18 protein-coding genes are annotated in these 17,513 nt (G+C 44.6%); 15 read left to right on the top strand and 3 right to left on the bottom strand.

Features of this window, described 5'->3' with window-relative positions; translation table 11 throughout:
• Positions 1-47 precede the first annotated feature (47 nt).
• Both zapA and H580_RS0100375 read left to right on the top strand, forming a co-directional pair.
• Positions 48-3,320, top strand: a complete 3,273-nt coding sequence (gene zapA, locus H580_RS0100380) for a cell division protein ZapA (RefSeq protein WP_157282611.1) — start codon at positions 48-50, stop codon at positions 3,318-3,320.
• 25 nt (positions 3,321-3,345) lie between these two features.
• Positions 3,346-3,963: a CvpA family protein gene (locus H580_RS0100375; protein ID WP_028593038.1), complete on the top strand. Its 618-nt coding sequence runs from the start codon at positions 3,346-3,348 to the stop codon at positions 3,961-3,963.
• Between the two features lie 102 nt (positions 3,964-4,065).
• On the opposite strand, the gene H580_RS0100370 is transcribed toward H580_RS0100375, so the two are convergent.
• Positions 4,066-4,425, bottom strand: coding sequence for a cupredoxin domain-containing protein (locus tag H580_RS0100370; protein ID WP_028593037.1), 360 nt, complete (start codon positions 4,423-4,425; stop codon positions 4,066-4,068).
• Between the two features lie 217 nt (positions 4,426-4,642).
• Complete coding sequence (locus H580_RS0100365; RefSeq protein ID WP_028593036.1) at positions 4,643-5,005, bottom strand: phage holin family protein; 363 nt, start codon at positions 5,003-5,005, stop codon at positions 4,643-4,645.
• 153 nt (positions 5,006-5,158) lie between these two features.
• Between H580_RS0100365 and H580_RS0100360 the strand changes: the two genes are divergently transcribed.
• The 4 genes from H580_RS0100360 to H580_RS0100340 all read left to right on the top strand — a co-directional run bounded on the left by H580_RS0100360 (position 5,159) and on the right by H580_RS0100340 (position 10,033).
• Entirely contained in the window at positions 5,159-7,519 is a 2,361-nt protein-coding gene (locus H580_RS0100360) for an endonuclease MutS2 (protein WP_028593035.1), read from the top strand.
• A gap of 37 nt (positions 7,520-7,556) precedes the next feature.
• Positions 7,557-7,979 (top strand): DUF350 domain-containing protein, encoded by a 423-nt coding sequence (locus tag H580_RS0100355; RefSeq protein ID WP_028593034.1) that lies wholly within the window; start codon positions 7,557-7,559, stop codon positions 7,977-7,979.
• A 207-nt stretch (positions 7,980-8,186) separates the two neighbouring features.
• Positions 8,187-8,744, top strand: a complete 558-nt coding sequence (locus H580_RS0100345; RefSeq protein WP_028593033.1) for a hypothetical protein — start codon at positions 8,187-8,189, stop codon at positions 8,742-8,744.
• Positions 8,745-8,836: 92 nt separating this feature from the next.
• A complete protein-coding gene (locus H580_RS0100340) occupies positions 8,837-10,033 on the top strand; it encodes an MFS transporter (RefSeq protein ID WP_028593032.1) in 1,197 nt (398 codons plus the stop codon).
• A gap of 63 nt (positions 10,034-10,096) precedes the next feature.
• Here H580_RS0100340 and H580_RS0100335 read toward each other — a convergent pair whose 3' ends face one another.
• A complete protein-coding gene (locus H580_RS0100335; protein ID WP_028593031.1) occupies positions 10,097-11,335 on the bottom strand; it encodes an NAD(P)/FAD-dependent oxidoreductase in 1,239 nt (412 codons plus the stop codon).
• Between the two features lie 84 nt (positions 11,336-11,419).
• Here H580_RS0100335 and H580_RS0100330 point away from each other — a divergent pair, with 84 nt between their 5' ends.
• The 9 genes from H580_RS0100330 to H580_RS0100290 all read left to right on the top strand — a co-directional run bounded on the left by H580_RS0100330 (position 11,420) and on the right by H580_RS0100290 (position 17,493).
• Positions 11,420-11,662, top strand: a complete 243-nt coding sequence (locus H580_RS0100330; protein ID WP_028593030.1) for a hypothetical protein — start codon at positions 11,420-11,422, stop codon at positions 11,660-11,662.
• Between the two features lie 78 nt (positions 11,663-11,740).
• A complete protein-coding gene (locus H580_RS22785) occupies positions 11,741-12,166 on the top strand; it encodes a spore coat protein (RefSeq protein ID WP_084508771.1) in 426 nt (141 codons plus the stop codon).
• Between the two features lie 221 nt (positions 12,167-12,387).
• On the top strand, positions 12,388-12,888 hold the full coding sequence (locus H580_RS0100320; RefSeq protein WP_028593029.1) for an Lrp/AsnC family transcriptional regulator: 501 nt from the start codon (positions 12,388-12,390) through the stop codon (positions 12,886-12,888).
• Between the two features lie 11 nt (positions 12,889-12,899).
• Positions 12,900-14,108, top strand: coding sequence for an aminotransferase class I/II-fold pyridoxal phosphate-dependent enzyme (locus H580_RS0100315; protein ID WP_028593028.1), 1,209 nt, complete (start codon positions 12,900-12,902; stop codon positions 14,106-14,108).
• A gap of 142 nt (positions 14,109-14,250) precedes the next feature.
• Positions 14,251-14,520, top strand: coding sequence for an aspartyl-phosphate phosphatase Spo0E family protein (locus H580_RS26555; protein WP_028593027.1), 270 nt, complete (start codon positions 14,251-14,253; stop codon positions 14,518-14,520).
• Between the two features lie 96 nt (positions 14,521-14,616).
• Positions 14,617-15,177, top strand: a complete 561-nt coding sequence (locus H580_RS0100305; protein WP_036604240.1) for a hypothetical protein — start codon at positions 14,617-14,619, stop codon at positions 15,175-15,177.
• Positions 15,178-15,270: 93 nt separating this feature from the next.
• Positions 15,271-15,837: a bifunctional adenosylcobinamide kinase/adenosylcobinamide-phosphate guanylyltransferase gene (locus tag H580_RS0100300; protein ID WP_028593025.1), complete on the top strand. Its 567-nt coding sequence runs from the start codon at positions 15,271-15,273 to the stop codon at positions 15,835-15,837.
• Between the two features lie 80 nt (positions 15,838-15,917).
• On the top strand, positions 15,918-16,511 hold the full coding sequence (locus H580_RS0100295) for a cob(I)yrinic acid a,c-diamide adenosyltransferase (protein ID WP_028593024.1): 594 nt from the start codon (positions 15,918-15,920) through the stop codon (positions 16,509-16,511).
• On the top strand, positions 16,504-17,493 hold the full coding sequence (locus tag H580_RS0100290) for an RluA family pseudouridine synthase (RefSeq protein WP_028593023.1): 990 nt from the start codon (positions 16,504-16,506) through the stop codon (positions 17,491-17,493). Before H580_RS0100295 ends, H580_RS0100290 begins: the two co-directional genes overlap by 8 nt.
• Positions 17,494-17,513: the final 20 nt, after the last annotated feature.

Below are 17,513 nucleotides of genomic sequence, written 5' to 3'. Positions count from 1 at the left end.
ATCGCAATCATGCTGCAGTTAGCGGAATGGAATTGAAGGAGGACGTTATGATGACGTCAAATGATAAGCACCGGGTAACCGTTGAAATATATGGAACACAGTATAAATTAGCAGGTACAACAAGTAAAGAATATATGCGTAATATTGCCGACTATGTGGATGAGCGGATGCGGACCATCGCGGAAGGTAACCCAAGATTGGACATCCCGAGAATTGCGGTATTGTCTGCTGTGCATATAGCGGAAGAAATTCAACGTATTAAAGATCAGCAGCAGCAGCTTGTTGATGCAATCGAAGTGACGGATGCGGAGAAGCAACGACTTGAGCAGTCTTTAAAGCGCACCGAAACAGAATTGAAACAGCAGTTGGAACTGTTGGAGAAAAAAGTTGCAGATGAGAAGAGTGCAGCTTCTAAGCTGATGCAAGTTGAACAGGAGAAGTATGCAAAGCAATTGCAAGTAGAGCGGGAAAATGCTGCAAAGCGAACGAAGGATGAGCAGGACAAGCATACTAAGTTGCTCAGGGATGAACAGGATAAGCATGCTAAGCTTCTGCAAGCGGAGCAAGACAAATCTGCAAAGCAGTTGCAAGTGGAGAAGAATAATTATGCAGCGCAGCTCCAAACGGAGCGTGACAAGCTTAATAAGCATATGAAACAGCAGCAGCTCGATAAAGAAAGCCATGCCAAGGAAGTTGCTGAGCTGCGCAAGCAAGTAGAAATGACGAATCAATCTGTAAGACAGCTCAGAGAAGAACGCAAACTTGTTGATAGCAAAGTTATCAAGCTGCAAGGGCAGCTTAAGGAAGTTGAGGGCAAGCTTCAAGTTGCACTTAATGGCGAGCAAGAGATGAAGCGTCGTCTTGAAACTGCGGAACAGCAAGTAAGCGCAGCGGCAGAGGCGGCGGAGCAACTGCGTCAACAGCATGCGGAAGAAATTGAAGCGCGTGTTCATGCAGTTACAACAGAACGAGATGAGCAGCTTTCTCTATTGAAAGAGGAGCATGAATTTGTAGAGACAACGCTTAAACAAGAGCATGAACAGCTGCTAACGATTCTTCAGCAAGATCATGAACAAGAATTATCCAAGCTTAAAGTGAAGCATGATCAAGAGAAGCAGGAATTAACAGATAAATGGGAGCAGCGCTGTTCTTCTTTAGAGGAAGCTCGTACGAAGCTTCAGCAGGAGTTAGCGCAGTCCAAGGAAGAACAGCAAGAGCTGATAGAGCTTATGCAGCTGGAGCATCAGGATGTGATCGCGGCTGCTGAAGAAAAGCGTCAAACGGCAGAAGCTGCCTTGATTCAGCAGCATGAAGCAGCATTGAAGCGGCTTCGTGAAGAGCTGGAAGGCAAGCAGTCAGCTATGTCTGACGAACATCAAGCTGAGATTGCAGCTCTACGTGATGAGCACACAGTGGCAGCTGAATTAGCACGCTTGAAACATGATGATGAGCTTCAACAATTGCTGCTTCAACATGAAGGTGAGTTGGAACAGCTGAGTGGTCGACATGAGCAAAGTATAGCTGATATTCGCAAGCAGTTGGAAATGAAGCTTGAGGAAGCTCTAGATGAGCATATAACGGTTGTTTCGAGCTTGGAGCATCAATTGGAGTCGGAGCGTGCGGAATGGCAACAGAAGCTTCATCATGAGCAATCCCAGTCGGCACAGCAATTGACGGATCAGCGTTCTCAATGGGAACAGAAATTGTCGGATGAGCGTTCAGAGTGGGAAGCGCGATTGTCGAATGAGCGAGCGGGTTGGGAGCAGCAATTGTCGAGTGAACGGACGGAACGGGCTGAACAGCTATCCAGCGCGCGATCTGAATGGGAAGAGCAGTTGCATGCAGAACGAGCAGAGTGGGAGCAGAAGCTTCAGCAAGAGCAGGCAGAGATGCAATCCGAATTGCAAGCTCAGCAAGCTCACTACGAGCAAGAGGTTGCACAGTGCAAACAATCGCATCTTGCCGAGCAAGAGTCTCTTATCGAGCAATTCGAGCAGCTGCAAGCTGAGAAAACGCAAAGCGAGGCACGAACTCGACAACTCGAAGGTCATTTGAAGCGGGCAGAAGAGCTTGACCGTGCGCGACAAGTTGAAATGGAACGTCTTATTCGTACAAGAGACGAGGCTCAGCAAGATGTTGCTGATGTGAAAGGGGCGCTAGAACAGGTTGAGGGTGAATTGCTCCAGCAGAGACAATTGCTTGCAGAGAACGCTCAGCATAAAGATGCTCTAGAGTCTGAACTGGGGCAAGTGCGTGAGCAGCGTACCCAATTGGAGCAGCAGTACGAAGCTTCGGTTGAGCAAGTTGAACAACTCAATATACAGGTGAAGGAACTTAAACGAGTTGATGAAGAAGGGCAAGAGCTTCGTCAAGTTTTAGAAGAGCAATTACACCAGCTGAGTCAATCTGAGGTGAAGCTGTTAGAAGAGGTAGAATCGGTTCGGAAAGAGGCGGCAGCAGCAGTGGAAGCACTGGCAGAAGAGCGAGCTGTACGTATGGAGGCAGAGCGTGAGACGAATGAAAAGTACGAGCGCCTTCGACAGCAGCTTGATTCTAGACTGCGTAAGAGTGCGCGTGAACTGGAGGAGAAAATGTCAGGCAACCTCCGCTCTGTTATTGCTGAACGAAATGCATTGTCAACCAACCTATCTGACCTTAAGCGACAATATAAGCAGGCTACAGAACAGCTTACTCAGCAGGAGAAACAACTAGACCTGCTGCGAGCACAGTCTGAGGGTCACGCTCAAGAGGTGGAGCTGGCAGCTCAACAGTTGGCTGAATATCGAGCGGAGACAGAGGAACGTCAATCGAAACTACAAGCAGAAAATGAGCAGCAGATGATCGAACTTCGAGCGTCTGTTGAACGTATAACAGAGCAAACTCGGGTGCAGCAGCAAGCATTGAACCAGCAGTGGCTGGATCAAGAACATGCGTGGAAACTAGAACAAGGCAAGCTCAACGCGGAATTGGAGCAACTGCGTGAACAAGCGGCTATACAGCAAACTTGGGAACAAGAGAAAGCCGAATTAATAGCTCAACTGCAAGAGCAGCGAGAAGCAGCAGCTGAGGCTGCAGCCGCTGTAGAGGCATTGAAAGAAGCGGCGGACAGCGCAGCGACCAATGTATCTACGCTTCGTGATGAGGAGACCGCTATGATGCAGGAACAGTTTGAGCTATTATCCCATCAATTCCGTCTTGCCCAGATCGAGCGTGAAATGGAACAGAACAAAGCTCGCCAAGTACAGGAAGAGTTGGATTCTCTGCAGGAGGAATATGGAAAACTGAAGAGTGAATTCAACGAATGGTTGGAAATGATGTAACGTCTGACAGAAAGGTACTTCAAGTATGGGGACAGACTGGTTACAGACTTCTAACGCTGTCGGTGCTCTGATGCTGAAGGTGGGTTCATGGAATAGTTTGGACATCCTTTTGACTATCATTGTTGTTGCGTTCGGTCTTATTGGTGCCGTTCGAGGATTCAAAGCCAAAGCACTATCGTTCTTAGGCTGGCTTATTGCATTTATCGTGGCTTCACGTACGTATGAATACTTAATACCATGGGTACGCAAACAACTATTTGGAGTACGTACTTCAGCTATCGATGAAAGGGCAGTTGGGATAGATGGGCTGCAATTTACTCAGCAATATGGTGAACAGATGCTGCACGCTGGGCTTTCGTTTGGGATTATGTTTGGCTTTACTTGGATTGGATTGTTGCTGCTAAAGTATTGTGTTGCTCGCATGTCACATGTTCGATCCGTCCGTGTATTAGATCGTTTAGGTGGAGCATTTATCGGCGTTATGCAGTTTTTTATCGTATGGGGAATCGGGTATGTGCTCTTAAAAAGCTGGCCGCAGCCTTCCGTCCGTCAAGCCATTGAGCATTCTCAATGGGCAATAAAAACGAGTGAATGGCTACCTACTGTTATTGCTGAGTCCATACGTTGGGCACAATGGTTATAGAAGTTTAGATTGAAAAAAGCTGCGTATTATGGATATAGCCGCCGTGCCGAAAAAAAATCGGAGCATGGCGGCTGCTTGGTGTGTATGTACTCGATTATTCTTCTATTCCACAATTAAAGTTGCTTTCATCTCTTTGTGTCCTGAGCCGCATGCAATGCTGCACTCAAACGTATAAGTGCCAGCTGTAGGAGTGATGACTTGAGTTGGATTTGTTGGATCTAGCGATAAATCCAATTTATCAACAGTAATGCCGTGATTGCCGATTGATTCGAGACTAAATTGTACAGGCTGATTTCCTTTTACACGATATTCAGTTTGGTCAAACTTATAATTTGATGCTTTTATGATTAGTTTGACATCAGCAGTTTGCTGCTCTTGATTTGCTTTTTCCTGACCACAAGCTGACAAGATAAATACTACTATGATAGCGGAAGCACAAATGAGTGCTGTTTTTCTTAACATAAAAGGACTCCCTTCCTCAATGGCTCCAACAGTGGTTACTTGTTGCTACTTAGATGCTTCGTACTGTTGGATTGGTGGCATACTTATATTTTCATAAGTATACGTTGTGAGGAAGGGATATTTTGTCATGATTTGTTGCCTGTTGTGAACGTTATGTGAACAAAGTGTGCATGTCCTACTTGCATTTCTTGCATTTAGTATTGCATCGCATATTGCGTTATTTGGTTTCTTTGCTGCGTCCAGCTTCGTACGGTGTAGCAACTGGAATGAACAGGTCGATCAATCCAATCACAAGTGCTGCTATTAATGCGCCAAATATTGACACGGATACACCGCCGACAAAGAACTGGGCGACGTAGATAATTAGCGCACTGACTAGGAAGCCGACTATGCCTCTGCCAAATGGAGTAACGCGGCCGCCAAAAATAGCCTCTGCAACCCATCCCAGTATGGCAATAGCAAGGGCCAAGAATAAGGCGCTCCAGAAACCGCCAACGGAGAAGGCTGGTACGAGCCACGCCGTAACCATAATAACAAAGGCAGCAACGATAAATCGAACGATGTGACCTAAAATACTCATGTGGGAATCCTCCTTTTTCGTTTATAAAGGGTACAGATTGTGCAACAATTAGTGTAACCACATCTGTCATCTTCATGATGACAACATTTGACAGCATCGCCTTCATCCATGAGATAGGCTATAATGAGAAACCGAGAGGAGTCGTGACTTCGATTGGATACAAAAATATTTAAAACTTTAGAATATACGAAAATTACGCAAAGCTTGTCGCAATATGCTGCTACAGATCTTGGAGAAGAATTGGCGCTTAATTTGCAGCCAAGTTCGGACCTAGAAGAAGTAAAGCGCAGCCTACAAGCTACAGATGAGGCTTATACCGTAGATCGCCTTAAGGGTGGCGCACCTTTATCAGGTGTGAAAAATATTCGCCCTGCCCTGCAGAGAGCTCGAATCGGTGCGATCCTGAATGCACTGGAACTATGGGAAATATCTGCGTTAACGAATGCGGGACGTCGCATGAATCGATATGTGAATAGTGTGCACGAAGATCATCCAGTACCTTTGTTGAATCAGCTTGTCGATTCGATCAGTGATCAGAAAGCGCTAGAAGACGATATTCGTCAATGCGTTGATAATCAAGGAGATGTCCTGGATCAGGCAAGTGCTGAGCTTGCAACGATTAGACGTGAGCTTCGTATTGGAGAGACGCGTATTCGTGAGAAGCTGGAATCGATGATTCGCTCCCAAAGTACAGCCAAAATGCTCCAAGACCAACTCGTTACAATTCGTAATGACCGTTATGTCATTCCGGTTAAGCAAGAATATCGTGGTCATTTTGGCGGCATCGTTCATGATCAGTCTAGTTCAGGAGCTACTTTATTTATCGAACCAGAAGCTATTGTGACCATGAACAACAAGCTTAGAGAAACGAAGATGCAAGAAGAACGTGAAGTGGAACGCATATTGTCCCGATTAACAGATCGAGTTGGGGAACAAGTTGATCTGCTTATGTATGATACGGACACGATTGCGTTGTTAGACTTTATTTTCGCCAAAGCACGTTATGCTCATGAATCCAAGTCGGTTTTGCCGATTATGAATGATCGTGGCTATATTAAGTTGAAGCGAGGCAGACATCCGCTTATTCCACGAGAGATCGTTGTGCCGACGGATATCGAATTGGGCAATGACTACACAACCATTATCGTAACAGGTCCCAACACAGGCGGTAAGACCGTAAGCTTGAAAACAGTTGGGCTGTTGAGCTTGATGGCAATGTCCGGTCTATTCATACCTGCTAATGAAGGTAGTCAGATGTGTGTATTCGATGCGATTTATGCTGATATCGGTGATGAGCAGAGCATTGAGCAAAGCCTGAGTACTTTCTCAAGCCATCTTACGAATATCATCCGCATTTTGAAGCAAATGACACCGAAAAGTCTCGTGCTGATGGATGAATTAGGTGCAGGTACTGACCCTGCTGAGGGATCAGCATTGGCAATTGCTTTATTAGAGCATATGCATCGTATGGGCTGCCGTATCGTAGCAACAACGCATTACTCGGAGTTAAAGGCGTATGCATATGAACGTAAAGGCATTATTAATGCTAGTATGGAATTTGATGTGCAGACGCTTCGACCGACGTATCGACTGCTAATTGGGGTGCCTGGACGTAGTAATGCGTTTGCTATTGCGGAACGTCTGGGCCTACCTTCTTCCATTATTGAGCATGCGAAGGGTGAAGTTACGGAAGAAGATTTGAGGATTGAAACGATGATTGCTTCTTTGGAGCAGAACCGTTTGCGTGCAGAAGAAGAGCGACATTCAGCTGAGCAGCTTCGTCGCAACAATGAAGCTTTACGAGGAGAACTTGAAGCGGAACGAGCGAAGTATGAAGCAGAACGTGAGAAACGAATCGAACGTGCAGAAGATGAAGCTCGTGCGATTGTGGACAAAGCAAGAAAAGAAGCAGAGGAAGCGATTGAGGAACTGCGCAAGTTGGCGCAGGAAGGTGCTAAGCTGCAAGATCATCGAATGACGGAAGCTCGCAAGAAACTGGATGAAGCAGCTCCTGCTAAGAAGCTTGGCGTCCAGAACAAGCAAGCCAAGGCACCGCGTGAAATTGGACCTGGTGATGAAGTTAGAGTATACAGCCTAAACCAAAAAGGTCATGTGGTAGAAATGGCTGGAGCTACTGAAGCAATTGTTCAACTTGGCATTATGAAAATGAAAGTTCGTAAAGACGATCTTGAACTAATTGCAGCCGCCAAGCCGATGGAGTATGAGAAGCAGAAATCAGGCTCGAAAGTGAAGCGTTCCCGAGATGAGCATGTTCGTTCTGAACTCGATTTACGTGGAGAAAATGTCGAGGAAGCTATTATTGAAGTGGATCGCTTCTTGGATGAAGCTTTGCTCAGTAATCTTGGACAGGTGTATATTATTCACGGCATGGGTACAGGTGTACTTCGCACCGGAGTGCAAGAGTTCCTACGCAGGCATAGACATGTAAAAAGCTTCCGGTTAGGTCAATATGGCGAAGGTGGAGCAGGCGTTACGGTAGCAGAACTGAAATAGAGGAAAGTAAAGAGTAACGGTACAGAGGGTGATGAACATGGAAACGCTAGTTGGAGAGTGGTTGTTAAACCCGTACTTTAAAATGCTCGCCTATTTCTCGGTAGCTTGCTTGGCGCTTATTGTTTTGCTCGTATTGTTTGAAGCGGTCACACGCTATAAATGCTGGGATGAGATCAAACGTGGTAATGTGAGCGTGGCTATGGCAACGGGCGGGAAAATATTTGGGATATGTAACATTTTTCGTTTTGGCATCCAATCCTATGATTCGCTGTATACGTCACTACAGTGGGCTGTATTAGGATATGTTTTATTGCTGTCGGCTTACTTTTTGTTTGGATTTTTGATGCCGTTTTTTAAGCTTGATGAAGAAATTGAACGAGATAACCGTGCAGTAGGATTTCTTGCGATGGTTATATCCATTTCTCTCTCTTACATTATAGGGGCAAGCTTGGAAACTTAATGATTTGGATCTGAGTAGCAAGATGGTGAACGAAACGGAGGTTGCCAAGATGAAATATTTATGGGGAACATTATTCGCTCTTGCGGCGCTCTTTTTGGCAATTGGTATTTACTATTGGATTGAATATGCTTAACATAAACAGGTTGTTGAAGGACTGCTATAAGCTTTTATTTGCAGTGCTCAAGCAAGAGAGGCAGGTAAAGAAATATGTCAACACAAGTATGTCCGTGGTGTGACACAGAAATTGTTTGGGATGAAGTGCTAGGACCAGAAGAGGAATGCCCGCATTGTATGAATGAGCTGAATGCTTATCGTTCTCTTTCTGTGGATTTAGAAATTGATGAGGATGACAAGAGGCTTCGTAGAATGGAAGCTGAGGAAAATGGAACAGCTAGCGAGGATGACAAGGGCTGGTCTAATTTTGGTTGGGATGAAGACAATATGCAATGGGGAAGTCCTGATAAACTGAAGCTTCAAGAAAGCGCGGATAAATTGATTCACCATCAAGTTGATGTGCCTGAATGTTCGCATTGTCGCGAATATATGCTGCTGACAGGGCAAGAAACGGTAGCGGGCAGCTCCTTTGAGCCGCATGTGCACGAAGGAATGAGTCAGCCGTTGTTAATGGCTCCATTTAAACTAGATGTGTATGTTTGTACGTCATGCTTCCATGTACAGCGCATGCTGAATCATACAGGGCGTGAAGCAATGACTGTGAAATTGCAAGCAATGAGCGACTTAGAAGCAAACAACGAAAAGGTGTAAACTACCTTAAGTTTGTAGTTCATGGGCGTTCCTCCTTCAGGGTATGTTATAAGTAACGTACTACTTAGCAGCTGTGAAGGGGGAAGTAACTCATGCCAACAACACAGTGGGACAACCAGACCAAACTGCTGTTTGCTGTATATAGTTTGTTTGCGTTGGCTAACGCATGCTCCGGCACATATGTAAATATCTACTTATGGAAAATGAAGCCTGATTACGCGCTCATTGGATGGTTTGCTCTTATTCAGCAGCTATCTCTGGGCGCGGTCTTCTTATTAGGGGGCAAATGGGTTAAGGAAAAAAATAAAATGATTTGGTTGCGGGCAGGTATGGTCCTGTCGGGTGCATTTTACACGCTGGTACTTGTGTTGGGTGAATATACGATACATTGTGTTGAATTGCTTGGTATCGTACTTGGAGCTTCGTTAGGCTGCTTTTGGTTGTCCTATAACGTCATTTATTTTGAAGTAACTAATGCGACTACACGCGACTCGTATAATGGTGGAGCTGGGATTGTAGCTTCTTCTTGTACGATGATTGCGCCTTGGCTGTCAGGGTTAATCATCACTGCGTATGGATCAACAGGTTATACAATCATGTTCAGTATATCGTTATTTATTTTTGCCTGCGGCATCTTGTTAAGTTTCAAGCTGTCGAAAAGACCACCGGGTGCTGCATTCGATTGGAACATTCCACTTCATTCGTTACGTGACAAGCATAGTTCATGGAGAACCGTATTTTTCGCGATGATGGCTCAGGGTTTAAGGGACGGCGTGTACATGTTTCTCATTGGATTGCTAGTGTATATAGCGACCAGTAATGAATTGAAGCTGGGCACCTATACGATGCTTACTTCCTTTGCTTCATTAGTCGTATTCTACGTCGTTGGAAAATGGTTGTCAGGCGTGTGGCGCGCTAGAACGATGATAATTGGAACCATTTGCATGGGTGCTGCCGTAGTTCCTTTGCTGTTCGGTGTGAATTATATTAGCTTGTTACTTTATGGATTGATTATGTCCTCTTTTTCACCTTTATTTATCGTTCCTATGACTTCTTCTGTCTTTGATTTGATGGGTAGAGATGATGAAGCGGCAAGAAACCGGGTTGAGCTGACGATCCTGCGGGAATGTGGACTTTGCTTAGGGCGAATACTAAGTATTACGATGTTCATAGGTGTCGTATGGTGGTCGCAACAATCTTGGGTTATTATTTTGTATTTAGCTGTTATCGGATGTATGCCTTTGGTTAGTTCATTGTTAATGAGGCCACTTATCGTAATAAAATCATAGTTTTAATTATACAGAATGGCTAATGGCTCCTTTGTCGAAGGAGCCATTTTTATTACGTTGCGTTCAATGAGGAGGAGAAGGGTGGTTGGAGCGTTGGAACGTGAACAAATCTGCATCAGGGTGTGTTCCATTTTCGACTAGATCAATGATCATGCTTGCAGCAATTGAGCTGTATACCGTTCCATTGCCCCCATACACTTCAACAAAGGTGCAATTGGGATATTTGGGATGTGGTCCGATCATTGGGTACCCGTCGTGGGTGGAGCCAAACAAAGCAGTCCATGCATACTCAGCCTCAATAGGAGCGCTGGCTGGAAACAGCTGTTCAATTTCTTGGACTAGCTGTTTCGATTTGTTCGGAAGCATTCGATTTCGCTCTTCAATAATGGTGGTGTTTTCATCTAAGCCACCTGCTACGATGCGATTATCTGGTGTTGTCCGCATATACAAATAAGGTCTTGCTGTTTCCCATATGAACATGCGTTTATGCCATAACTGCTCAAGATCTGGAATTGGTTTCGTAACGATTGCATAGGTGCTTTCCATCACAGCATTTCGATCACGCTTCATCTCCTGTGTTTCATAGCCCGTGGCAAACACAGCATGTCGCGCCTTAATATGATGGCCTTGGTCTGTGTATAACATAATTTCATTTGGTTTCTCAGATTGATGTCGCAGAATACGTGTGTGCTCAAATATGCGAAGGTTGTATTTCGCAACGGAAGTTTCCAATAAGGCATGTACCATTCGAAATGGATTTACTTCTGCATCGCCATGTGTAACTAAAGCAGCAGGCTTTGTAAATCCAAAATGGTGCTGTATTTTTTCTTTAACCCACCATTCAACAGGAAATCCGTAATGAGACAAAGTGTTAAACTCTTGTTCCAGTATAGGCACATCATCTTCTGTACTGGCATAGTACAAACTGCTTCGCTCGTAAAGCTCAGGATCCGTGATTAAATCTTGTCTAATATCAAATAAACGCTGCACAGCTTGCTTGCACAAGGTATAAAATCGCACGCCGCTTTCTTGGCCGAAAGTATGTATGCATGCGGTCAGCATCTTATCATTGCAAAATTGAAGCAGCCCTGTATTCGCGCAAGTACTACCCGTTCCTATACGCCGTTTGTCAACAACAATTGTTCGGTATCCTTGGCGACTTAATTCGTAGGCGGTAAGTGCTCCGCTCATTCCTCCTCCAATTACGACGATGTCACACTGCTCATCCTGGCTTATAGGGGGATATGCGCTTATTTGCTCCAACGTCACAGGCCAAGCTAACGAACCGGCCTTTAGATCCATTCTCATTCTCTCCTTTCGCTCTACATATTTCCCTGTTAAATCGCTCATAATACACAAAAGAATGATGAGAAAGGAGAAATAAAGATGACTCATTTCGGAGGCCAGATGCAGCCTTTAACGAGTAAAGAATTGGAATATGTAGTGGATTGCTTAACGAATGAAGATTTGCTGTTGAAACAATGTGCTGCTGCCGCTTCACAAACATCGAATCAGGCTGTGTATCAATTTCTGACGCAAGAAGCTAATGCGCACCAGCAGCATTATCATATGCTCCATGAATCGCTACAACAGCATGTCCAGCTGGCTCCAGCACAGCCTCAAGGATAGTATTTCTCAACGTTTACGTTTATGGTTATGAACGACCTGTATTAGACTAACTACTATTGCGGAAAAGGATTTGGTTATATGCCACATGCATCTCAACAATTCTTGCCGGATAAAGATTTGCTCTATACGATACTGGCAGATCTCAAACGAACCGTAAGAGAGTACACAACGGCAGCAACAGAAGCGAATTGTGTAGCTGTGCGTCAATTGTTTACAGATTTAACGAATCGAACTTTGACGCTGCAAGGTAATTTGTATTATTTCATGTCTCAACACAATATGTACGAAACAGCTTCTCCAGTGCAGCAAAAAGAAGTCCAGAAGCAGTTGCAATCTAGTCAAAAAATGCTGCAGCAGACGAGTCAGCTTGTCAAACAGAAGTTTGCACAACCTGCGCATACGCAGCAGCATGGACAACAGCCGCAAGCTTCTCATGGCCATCACGGGGCTTACTATGCTCCGTATGGTGCGCATGTGCATAACCCGTACTATACGCAGCAATAAGCGGCACGATTACGATTGAAATACTCCCAATCATGTGATTTAAGTTACAAAATGTGGCTTAATTACAAGATGGGGGTATTTTTTATATAAAAGTATGTATATCTCTCGGATCGCTGTTGGCAATAAGTTGTATTGGGTGTATCATAATTTCATATCACGACTAACGATGCACGGTCCGTTTACTAAGTTAAAGCGCCGCAGCATCGCGGGAGGATCAAGAGATGAAAGAGCTAAGCGAATTAAAGGTAAACATTTTACAACTGTTGAAGGAAGATGCGCGTCGTTCTTCTGACCTGATCGCAACTTTGTTAGGTGTGCAAGAAGAAGAAGTTCGCGCGGCGATCAAGGAATTGGAAGATGATCATGTTATCGTGAAATACGCCACTGTAGTGAACTGGAGTAAGGTTGAAGAGGAAAAGGTTACTGCACTTATAGAAGTTCAAATTACGCCTGAACGTGGGCGTGGCTTTGATAGCATTGCCGAACGCATCTATTTGTTCCCGCAAGTGAAGTCTGTTTATTTAATGTCTGGCGCTTATGACCTGCTTGTTGAGGTTGAGGGTAGGCACTTAAGAGAAGTTGCTTCTTTTGTATCTGATAAGTTATCACCGATTGAGGCTGTTCTTTCAACCAAGACACATTTTATTCTCAAAAAATACAAGCAGGATGGAATTATCTTCGAAGAGCACGAGGAAGATCACCGTCTTGCTATTTCTCCGTGAGGTGAATGACAATGGTAAACCAATCAGTGAAAGCGGAGAATCCTACCGGTATGCAGCATTATATTAACCCGTTAGTTCGATCAATTCCGCCGTCTGGTATTCGCAAATTTTTTGATTTGGTGAGCGGCAGTAAAGATATTATTACACTGGGTGTTGGTGAGCCTGATTTCTGCACACCTTGGCATGTTCGTGAGGCATGCGTATATTCGCTAGAGCGTGGTATGACAAAGTATACGTCCAACGCGGGTATTCCTGAACTGCGTGAAGAGATCGGCCAGTATTTGAGCGACTCGTTCCATGTTGAATATAACCCTGCTAATGAAATTATGGTTACGGTGGGTGGTTCAGAAGCGATTGATTTGGCATTGCGCACCCTTGTGAATGCTGGGGACGAAATCCTGATTCCCGAGCCTAGTTACATATCCTATTCACCAATTATATCTATTGGTGGCGGTGTTCCCGTAGGTATTGAGACTGTGGCTAAAGATGAGTTCAAGCTGACGGCTGAAGCGCTGCAAGCGGCAATTACTCCAAAGTCAAAAGTGCTTATTCTCTGTTTCCCGAGCAATCCTACAGGGGGAACGATGACTTATGAGGATTATTTGCCTATCGCTAAAATTGTTGAAGAAAATGATCTTATCGTTATCTCGGATGAAATTTATGCAGAATTAACTTATGAACAAAAGCATGTAAGCTTTGCATCATTGCCTGGTATGAAAGAACGTACGATTCTAGTAAGTGGTTTCTCAAAAGCGTTTGCCATGACTGGTTGGCGTATGGGCTATGCTTGTGGACATCGTGATCTTATTGAGGCTATGCTGAAGATTCATCAATATACGGTTATGTGTGCTCCTGTTATGGGACAAATCGCTGCGCTTGAAGCTTTAAGAAATGGTAAGGAAGAAAAAGACCGAATGGTAGAGTCCTATAACATGCGCAGAAGGCTTGTCGTTAAAGGATTTAGAGAAATTGGCTTGGAATGCCATGAACCTCAGGGGGCATTTTACGCGTTCCCGTCGATTCAATCGACAGGATTATCATCTGAAGCTTTTGCCGAACGTTTGTTGTTCGAAGGTAAAGTAGCTGCGGTACCAGGAAATGTGTTCGGTAAAGGTGGCGAAGGATTCATCCGCTGCTCTTATGCGACATCTGTTGCGCAATTGACAGAAGCGATTGAACGTATGGGGAAAATTGTGGCGAAAATTAAACATGAAATGTGAAAACGATGATGGATAGGATAGAAAAAACTGGTTTCTCTTGTCTTAGTCTGCTATAATATAACATGGATCTTTACATTTTTCTTAGCTATGAAATAAATGAAAAGATCCCGTTACATGCTTAGCAGCGAAGGGGGGAAAAGGCTTGTTTTGTTCGGACTTTACGTTAAACCGTTATACACATTCCATATTTCGAGACGAGAACGATCATCCGAAATGGTCGGGCAGAACAAGGGACGTTTCGTCAAAGCTGCTTATGCTTGAGCAAGAAATCCGTCTACTTCGCAAGCAGATGGAACAAATGTTTCAAGAAGAACAATCGTTTACGGCACATAATGTAATTGAAATCAGCAGTATGCTTGATATCAAGATCAATGAATATATGAAATCTAATGCGTACAAAACATATCCATAAAAGACCCCTTTAAGGGGTCTTCTTTTTTTGCATGTAAATTGTATGGTATGATGAAAGGAATTATGGTGATTCGTATTGGAGAGAGGAGACGCCATCATGTGTAGACAGAAGAGGGGAATCATTAGTGTGATGCTGATGCTTCTGTTTGTAGCGATGTTAAGTGGTTGTGGCAAGGACAAGGCGGATGTAATAATGTTTATTATGAATCATACTACACTTCCAGCCGAGGTTGTAGATTCCGTCGAAACCAGCTTGAATGATCATTTCAAAAACAAGTTTACCGTGGACGTAGTTGTAGCTCCAACGTATAGCCATCAGAAGCTGATGGTAGAGTTTATGGTAGGTGAAAACAGTCTTATTTTAGCTCCTTCTGAAGATATACAAGGTTATGTCAAGAATGGAGGAACACTGCCGCTTGATGGACATTTTGATAGCAGCCAATACCCAACAGGTGTCATGGATGGTATTGTTGTGAAGGAAGAGGGAGATTCTAAGACGAATATTGTAGAATCTCATTTATATGCCTTGCCTGCTGATGCGTTGGCAGGGTTGAAGAAGTTAGGACTTCCTGCAGATGGACTGTCACTAGTAGTGCCCGTACATACACCGAATGCTGAACAATCCATGGAAGTAATGAAGGTATTGGAAAGTCATTAATGAAGAGAGAACGTGCAGCTTGAGACGATACATATGAAAAATGGCGATTGAATTTGATTATGGTTATGATAAGGCTGGACGGAGGGATGACATATGATAATCGGGGTTACGGGCCATGTCGCTAGCGGCAAGACGTCTTTTATACTCCGTTATGCGGCGTCCTTTGGCAGAGAAGGCCTTTTTGTTGTGGTTGGCAGTTCCTCGTCATCTGAGCAAGAGGCATTCGAAGGGGAGCGTGGTTTCCGCTGGAAGACAGTGAAGGCGGATATGTTATTGCCGCAAGTTATGGATGTTATTAACCGTGAATCGAACGTGTTCAGAGCGGATCGGCGAGTCGTTGTTGTTGACGGAGCTGATCGATATTTTACGGCCGTTCATGAGCAACTGTCAGAGCAGGAAGATTTATCAGATGAGCAATATGAGCAGTTCATGAATGAAAAGCGTCACTTATTGCAATATGCGATTTCTTCGTATCAGGGGAAATTATTCGTTGTAACAGGTGAACCAGGGACTATAACCCCTTTTATGACGAAACGAGAACGCTGCTATCATATGCAGCTTGCCAAGTTTAATCGCATGCTTGCAGAACAATCCCATCAATGGTTTCGTATGAGTGCAGGGCTCGCCCATGAAGTTCGCGCGAACAAGTTCCGCGGATAGTGGATATGCACAGCGTACGGTAGCGAACCATTCGTTTACAAGTTACTGAGACAACCAAGGAGAGTAAGGAGATGGATCGGATGAATATTTATACACGAACGGGTGACGAAGGATTAACGGCTTTGAAGGGTGGACGCGTGGCCAAGGATCATATCCGTGTACATACATATGGGGAGTTAGATGAACTAAATGCATTCACTGCAGTTGCACATGCAGCTTGTGATGATGATCGATTGCAAGGGCTTCGTGAACAACTGTTACAAATTCAGCATGAATTGTTTGACTGTGGATCGGATCTTGCCTTTGCTGATGAATCTCAAGGGAAAGCTGTGTTCAAAGTTACGCCAGATATGGTGACGAATCTAGAGAAGTGGATTGATCAGCACGAGGCAGACAATGCCCCTCTAACGCGCTTTATTTTGCCAGGAGGTCATCCGGCAGCAGCAGCACTTCATGTGTGTAGGACGGTCTGCAGACGTGCAGAACGCAGCATTGTCACATTGTCTCATCAAGAGTCTATCCACCAAGAAGTGCTGAAGTATGTGAATCGCTTGTCTGATTATTTCTTTACAGCGGCTCGACGTGTAAATGGTTTGACGGCTGTGGAAGACGTGGAATATGAAAGGAGTGCTCATGTATTTCGCAGCGGAGTGAAGAAGGGGCAGCATGAGTAATCCGTTCAATGATCAGCACGATGATAATCGCTCAGCGGAAATTACCGATGCGCAACCAGAGACATGGGATGCTGCCGAGCTAACCTACTGCATCTCTGAGGATGAAGCAGGTATTATGCTTCGTACAGTGCTTCTTTCACGCTTGAACATGTCAAGACGACTTATCACGCGCTTGAAGCGTGTCGAAGGAGGGCTCACGGTAAACGGAAGCTCTACTTATGGTCATAAGCCGCTGCAGGCAGGAGATATAGTTCGTGTCCGTATTGCAGAACCTCAAGTGGAAAGTATACAGCCTGAGCCCATACCGATTGAGGTTATTTATGAAGATCAAGATATTCTTGTTGTTCATAAGCCGCCAGATCTAGTTGTACATCCTACGTACGGTTTCCCAAACGGCACGTTAGCCAATGGTATTGTCCATTACTGGCGCAGTCGTGGTGAGCAAACACGTTTTCGACCTGTGCATCGATTGGATCAGGAGACATCGGGTGTATTGCTTATTGCCAAGCATGCCTATGCACATCAGCAATTGTCTGAACAATTGCAGCGTGGCGATGTATTTAAGCGTTATGTTGCTTATGTAGAAGGTGATCCACAGCCAGCTCAAGGGACTGTCCATGCACCGATTGATCGTGATCCTGAGGAGCGTCATTTACGAATTGTTACACCGGAAGGGTATCCTTCTACTACACATTACGAGACGATTACTAGTTATCATGGTAAGGCGGCAAAGATAAAATGTGTATTAGAGACCGGACGAACACACCAAATCCGTGTTCATATGAAGCATATTGGCTGTCCGCTCATTGGCGATAAATTTTATAACCCAGACGCGAAGATGCATACATCGATGAAGCGACATGCCTTACATGCAGCGGAGCTTCATTTCAATCATCCGATGACAGGGGAACGGGTTTGTTTTACGGCACCGCTGCCAGCGGACTTGATTCAATTGGAGCAGGAGCTAGAACAAAAAGCGTAAATGACAGGAATAGTAAGCTT

The organism is Paenibacillus assamensis DSM 18201, assembly GCF_000422445.1.
GTDB lineage: Bacteria > Bacillota > Bacilli > Paenibacillales > Paenibacillaceae > Paenibacillus_B > Paenibacillus_B assamensis.
This window is presented reverse-complemented; position numbering and strand designations above follow the sequence as displayed.

Bases quoted from the DNA above. Each gene is read 5' to 3' on its own strand.
- H580_RS22785 (WP_084508771.1), top strand. From the start codon at position 11,741: ATGCCACATGCATCTCAACAATTCTTGCCGGATAAAGATTTGCTCTAT.
- H580_RS0100340 (WP_028593032.1), top strand. From the start codon at position 8,837: ATGCCAACAACACAGTGGGACAACCAGACCAAACTGCTGTTTGCTGTA.
- H580_RS0100335 (WP_028593031.1), bottom strand. From the start codon at position 11,335: ATGGATCTAAAGGCCGGTTCGTTAGCTTGGCCTGTGACGTTGGAGCAA.
- H580_RS0100315 (WP_028593028.1), top strand. From the start codon at position 12,900: ATGGTAAACCAATCAGTGAAAGCGGAGAATCCTACCGGTATGCAGCAT.
- zapA (WP_157282611.1), top strand. From the start codon at position 48: ATGATGACGTCAAATGATAAGCACCGGGTAACCGTTGAAATATATGGA.
- H580_RS0100305 (WP_036604240.1), top strand. From the start codon at position 14,617: ATGTGTAGACAGAAGAGGGGAATCATTAGTGTGATGCTGATGCTTCTG.
- H580_RS0100375 (WP_028593038.1), top strand. From the start codon at position 3,346: ATGGGGACAGACTGGTTACAGACTTCTAACGCTGTCGGTGCTCTGATG.
- H580_RS0100300 (WP_028593025.1), top strand. From the start codon at position 15,271: ATGATAATCGGGGTTACGGGCCATGTCGCTAGCGGCAAGACGTCTTTT.
- H580_RS0100290 (WP_028593023.1), top strand. From the start codon at position 16,504: ATGAGTAATCCGTTCAATGATCAGCACGATGATAATCGCTCAGCGGAA.
- H580_RS0100365 (WP_028593036.1), bottom strand. From the start codon at position 5,005: ATGAGTATTTTAGGTCACATCGTTCGATTTATCGTTGCTGCCTTTGTT.
- H580_RS0100295 (WP_028593024.1), top strand. From the start codon at position 15,918: ATGAATATTTATACACGAACGGGTGACGAAGGATTAACGGCTTTGAAG.
- H580_RS0100330 (WP_028593030.1), top strand. From the start codon at position 11,420: ATGACTCATTTCGGAGGCCAGATGCAGCCTTTAACGAGTAAAGAATTG.
- H580_RS0100320 (WP_028593029.1), top strand. From the start codon at position 12,388: ATGAAAGAGCTAAGCGAATTAAAGGTAAACATTTTACAACTGTTGAAG.
- H580_RS0100345 (WP_028593033.1), top strand. From the start codon at position 8,187: ATGTCAACACAAGTATGTCCGTGGTGTGACACAGAAATTGTTTGGGAT.
- H580_RS0100370 (WP_028593037.1), bottom strand. From the start codon at position 4,425: ATGTTAAGAAAAACAGCACTCATTTGTGCTTCCGCTATCATAGTAGTA.
- H580_RS0100355 (WP_028593034.1), top strand. From the start codon at position 7,557: ATGGAAACGCTAGTTGGAGAGTGGTTGTTAAACCCGTACTTTAAAATG.